The organism is Pseudomonas avellanae BPIC 631, assembly GCF_000444135.1.
GTDB lineage: Bacteria > Pseudomonadota > Gammaproteobacteria > Pseudomonadales > Pseudomonadaceae > Aquipseudomonas > Aquipseudomonas avellanae.
On sequence record NZ_ATDK01000314.1, the window covers coordinates 1 to 4271 of the forward strand.

At 58.7% G+C, this 4271-nt stretch carries 5 protein-coding genes; 2 read left to right on the forward strand and 3 right to left on the reverse strand.

Features of this window, described 5'->3' with window-relative positions:
• Positions 1-109: 109 nt before the first annotated feature.
• Genes alc through puuE form a run of 3 tightly spaced genes read right to left on the reverse strand, consistent with a single transcriptional unit; the run spans position 110 to position 2588 of the window.
• On the reverse strand, positions 110-1105 hold the full coding sequence (alc, locus tag DW49_RS0119170; RefSeq protein ID WP_005619458.1) for an allantoicase: 996 nt from the start codon (positions 1103-1105) through the stop codon (positions 110-112).
• A gap of 26 nt (positions 1106-1131) precedes the next feature.
• A complete protein-coding gene (gene uraD / locus DW49_RS0119175; RefSeq protein ID WP_005619457.1) occupies positions 1132-1662 on the reverse strand; it encodes a 2-oxo-4-hydroxy-4-carboxy-5-ureidoimidazoline decarboxylase in 531 nt (176 codons plus the stop codon).
• Positions 1659-2588 (reverse strand): allantoinase PuuE, encoded by a 930-nt coding sequence (gene puuE, locus DW49_RS0119180; protein ID WP_005619456.1) that lies wholly within the window; start codon positions 2586-2588, stop codon positions 1659-1661. Before puuE ends, uraD begins: the two co-directional genes overlap by 4 nt.
• A 369-nt stretch (positions 2589-2957) precedes the next feature.
• Between puuE and uraH the strand changes: the two genes are divergently transcribed.
• Both uraH and DW49_RS0119195 read left to right on the forward strand, forming a co-directional pair.
• The gene (uraH, locus tag DW49_RS0119190) at positions 2958-3311 is read left to right on the forward strand and encodes a hydroxyisourate hydrolase (RefSeq protein WP_005619455.1); all 354 of its coding nucleotides are present in this window, start codon (positions 2958-2960) and stop codon (positions 3309-3311) included.
• A gap of 121 nt (positions 3312-3432) precedes the next feature.
• On the forward strand, positions 3433-4182 hold the full coding sequence (locus tag DW49_RS0119195; protein ID WP_005619454.1) for a GntR family transcriptional regulator: 750 nt from the start codon (positions 3433-3435) through the stop codon (positions 4180-4182).
• Positions 4183-4271: the final 89 nt, after the last annotated feature.

The window sequence follows — 4271 nt, forward strand, 5'->3', positions numbered from 1 at the left end:
ATCTTATCAATAGCTTAGCTTGCAGGTTATGGGTAACTTATTTCGAAAACAGTACACTAGCGCAGAGCGTGGGAACGATAATCCGTCACCTGTCGCCCTGTGTTGCGCCTTATCTGGACACCTTGCCCAACACCCGCAACCTGCTCACGCCACCGTCCGGGAACACGTTCAGGCGGATGTGGGTGATCGGGCCGATGGCTTTTATCTGCTCGGCGAACTCGTGTTCGGCGTGCATGGTGAGCTTCTGGCTGGGCAGTAGTTCGCGCCAGAACAGGCTCTGGGTTTCGATCTGGCTGTCAGTGCCGCCTTTGACGAACGCGCCCTGAATCGAGCAGCTGTCCGGGTAGTTGCCCTTGAAGTGCAGCGTGTCGACGATGACTTTCTCGACTTCGCCCTTGTGCCCCAGCGCGACGATGACCCAGTCATTGCCCGGTGTACGACGGCGTGCGGTTTCCCAGCCATCGCCCATGTTCACGCCGCGGCCAGGGTTGAGGATGTTGCTCATACTGCCGTAATGCTCGTCCGAGCAGGCAATCGAACGGCCGCCATTGAGTGCAGCGACCAGATCAATCTGCTCGCTTTCAGTGACTTTCGACCAGTCGCGATGTGGCACGCCGTACACCCGCAGGCGCGCCACACCGCCGTCCGGGTAGATATTGAAGCGCAAATGGCTGAACGCCTGATCGTGGCTGATCTCGTGGTAGTGATGGCTGTTGCCTTTGAGTTCCACCGACGACAGCACTTCGGTCCATGCAGTGTTTTCGTCCGGCTCGCCAGAGGCCAGAAAGCACGCTTCCAGAGAAGCGGAAGGCGGAAAGTTGCCGGTGAAGAACGAGGTGTCGATGTCCACGCCTTTGATGGTGCCGGCTACGCCGAGTTTAATCACTGCGCTGTCGTAACCCTCGAAACGCTTGCGCCGCGACTCCCAGCCGTCCATCCACTTGCCGTTGTCATCGAACACGCCTTCTTTCCAGACCGCAGGCGTTGGCTGGAACAGGCGGTTGGCATCGGCGAACCAGTCATCGGTGACCGAAAGAATTTTGGTCCCCAGGCGCGCGTCGGCCAGGTTGACGAACTTCTCGAACGGTGCGGCGTAAACTTTCATGCTTTTTGTCTGCCTTCTGAATGCGGTTATGCCTGCGACGCGTGCAGCGCCTGCAGGCGAAACAATGCAATTTTGTTGATCTCGGCCAGGGCGCAAGCGAACTCGGCCTCGGGCGAGTGATGGATGCGTTGCTCGAACGCTGCCAGAATTTTATGCCTGTCGCTGCCCTTGACCGCCATGATGAACGGAAAGCCGAAGCGGGCCTTGTAAGCCTCGTTCAGCTCGGTAAAGCGCTGGAATTCGTCAGGCGTGCAGAGGTGGATACCGGCACCCGCCTGTTCATCGGTACTGGCCTGGGTCAGCTCACCTTTGACGGCAGCCTTGCCCGCCAGGTCCGGGTGAGCATCGATCAGGGCCAGTTGCTGCGCGTGAGTGGCATTGAGCAGGATGTCGCTCAGGCGCGCATGCAGGGTGTCGAGCTGATCCAGTTCGGGGCCTGCGCCGTGGTCAAATGCCTGTTCTGCGACCCACGGCGAATGCTCGTAGATATCGGCGTAGGTCGCGATAAATTCGTCGCGGCTCAGGCTCGAGGGCTTTGGATTCTGCAACCCGCTCATTGCGCGGCCTCGCCGGTAAAGGGGTGTTCTGCGTGCCAGTGGCGGGCGATATCGACGCGGCGAGTGAACCACACCTGCTCATGGCTTTTGGCGTATTCGATGAAGCGCTTGAGTGCGGCAAGGCGGGCAGGGCGGCCAATCAGGCGGCAGTGCAAACCGATGGAGAGCATCTTCGGCGCGTCTGCGCCTTCGGCATACAGCACGTCGAACGCGTCTTTCAGGTACTGGAAAAACTGCTCGCCGTTGTTGAAACCCTGCACCTGTGTGAAGCGCATGTCGTTGGTGTCCAGCGTATACGGGATCACCAGATGCGGCTTGCCGGTCGGGTTGTTCGGCTCCCAGTACGGCAGGTCATCGTCGTAGGTGTCGCAATCATAAAGAAAGCCGCCTTCCTCCATGACCAGCCGCCGTGTATTCGCCCCGGTGCGGCCGGTGTACCAGCCGAGCGGGCGTTCGCCGCTGATTTCGGTGAGGATCTGAATGGCCTGACGCATGTGCTCGCGCTCCTGGGCTTCGTCCATGTTCTGGTAGTCGATCCAGCGATAACCGTGGCTGCAGATTTCGTGGCCGTCGGCGACCATTGCGCGGATCACGTCCGGGTGACGCTGCGCCGCCATGGCGACAGCGAAGACGGTCAGGGGAATGTCGAACTGTTTGAACAGCTTGAGAATGCGCCACACGCCGGCTCGGCTGCCGTACTCGTACAGCGACTCCATGCTCATGTTGCGCTGACCTTGCAGTGGCTGGGCCGCGACCATTTCGGACAGAAACGCTTCGGATTCCTGGTCGCCATGCAGAATATTGCGCTCGCCACCTTCCTCGTAATTCAGCACGAACGACAAGGCAATGCGCGCATCGCCCGGCCAGCGTGGATGAGGCGGGTTGCTGCCGTAACCGATCAGGTCGCGTGGGTAGTCAGCGCTCACTGCAAGCTTCCTTATGTGCGTGATATCAGGTGCAATGCGTGGATCAGGCAAACACTGCAAAGTGAAGATTGTATACAATTTGTTTTGCAGGTTGTAACCCTGAACTTTTCGTCATCGAAGGTCAGCATTGGCAAGATATGAAGCAAGAAACCTGCCTGACTGGTCAGTTAAAGCAAAAAAAACTGATATTTTTCCTTGACTTCACTGAAAACGATCAGTTCTGGTGGTTTGAATAGGAGGTCGAGCTGAAAACGCCATTTTATTGTGTACAGCTTTTTTCAAAACTGTCTTAATCGGTCGCAATCGTACGATGCAGGGCACCCCATTGGTGCACTGTTTCACACTCACTGGATGGCAAGGAGCGAAGTTTTGGGGAAATTGACCACACACGTACTGGACTCGGCCCACGGCTGCCCCGGCGCTGCCATACGCATTGATTTGTATCGGGTGCAGGATCAGCAATTGCTGCACCTTGTCAGTGTCGTCACCAACAGCGATGGTCGCTGCGACGCGCCGTTGTTACAGGGCGGCGATTATCAGTCCGGCGTGTACCAACTGCACTTTCAGGCAGGCGATTACTACCGATCGCGAGGCGTGGCGCTCAATGAACCGGCTTTTCTCGATGAGGTGGTGTTGCGCTTCGGCATTGATGCAGGTCAGGAACATTTTCATGTGCCGCTGTTAATCTCGCCCTACAGCTACTCGACCTACAGAGGCAGCTGATTCTCTTGCCCGCCCCACACTGCGGGCTTTTTTTCGTGCGGGTTTCTGAATCTGCCTCCTGCAGCACCCTGTGTACAATGCGCCAGCCCCGACGGCGTAACCCATTCGCGCAAGAGTATTCATGAACGATCAGTCCCTGCCCCTCAAGAAACAGCCGCGCAGCCCGGATAGCGGTCGCAGCGTGACTCAGGACGATATCGTTTATGAGCACATTTTCGACGCGATTCTGGAGCAGCGTCTGGCGCCGGGCACCAAATTGAGTGAAGAGGCGCTGGGCGAAATCTTCGGCGTGAGCCGCACCATCATTCGCCGTGCGCTGTCGCGGCTAGGTCATGAGGGCGTTGTGCTGTTGCGCCCCAACCGCGGCGCAGTGGTGGCCAGCCCCAGTGTTGAAGAGGCGCGTCAGGTGTTCTTTGCCCGGCGCATGGTCGAGCGGGCCATCACCGAACTGGCCGTCGAACATGCCAGCGCCGAGCAACTGGCCGAGCTGCGCCAGATGGTCAGCGACGAGCGCGAGAGCTTTGCCTGCGGTGATCGGGGCGCTGGCATTCGTCTGTCCGGGGAGTTTCACCTTCAGTTGGCGGTGGCCGCGAAGAACGCGCCGCTGATCAGCTTCCAGCGCAGCCTGGTGTCGCAGACGTCACTGATCATCGCCCAATACGAAACCGGCAACCGTACGCACTGTTCATACGACGAGCACACCCAACTGATCGACGCCATCGAAGCCCGCGATGCGCCGCTGGCCGTCGAGCTGATGATGCACCACATGGACCACATCGACAGCAAGCTCAACCTCGACCAAGACAGCGCCTCGGACGACCTGCACGCCGTGTTCTCGCACGTGCTGGGCAGGAAAAAACCGGTGCGTTGAGGCTGCTTATCCAGGCACTTCTCGTCACTATCGTGCGACGCTCTGCGTCGCATGCCGTTCGGGACGCTCTGCGTCCTCTTTGGCGACGC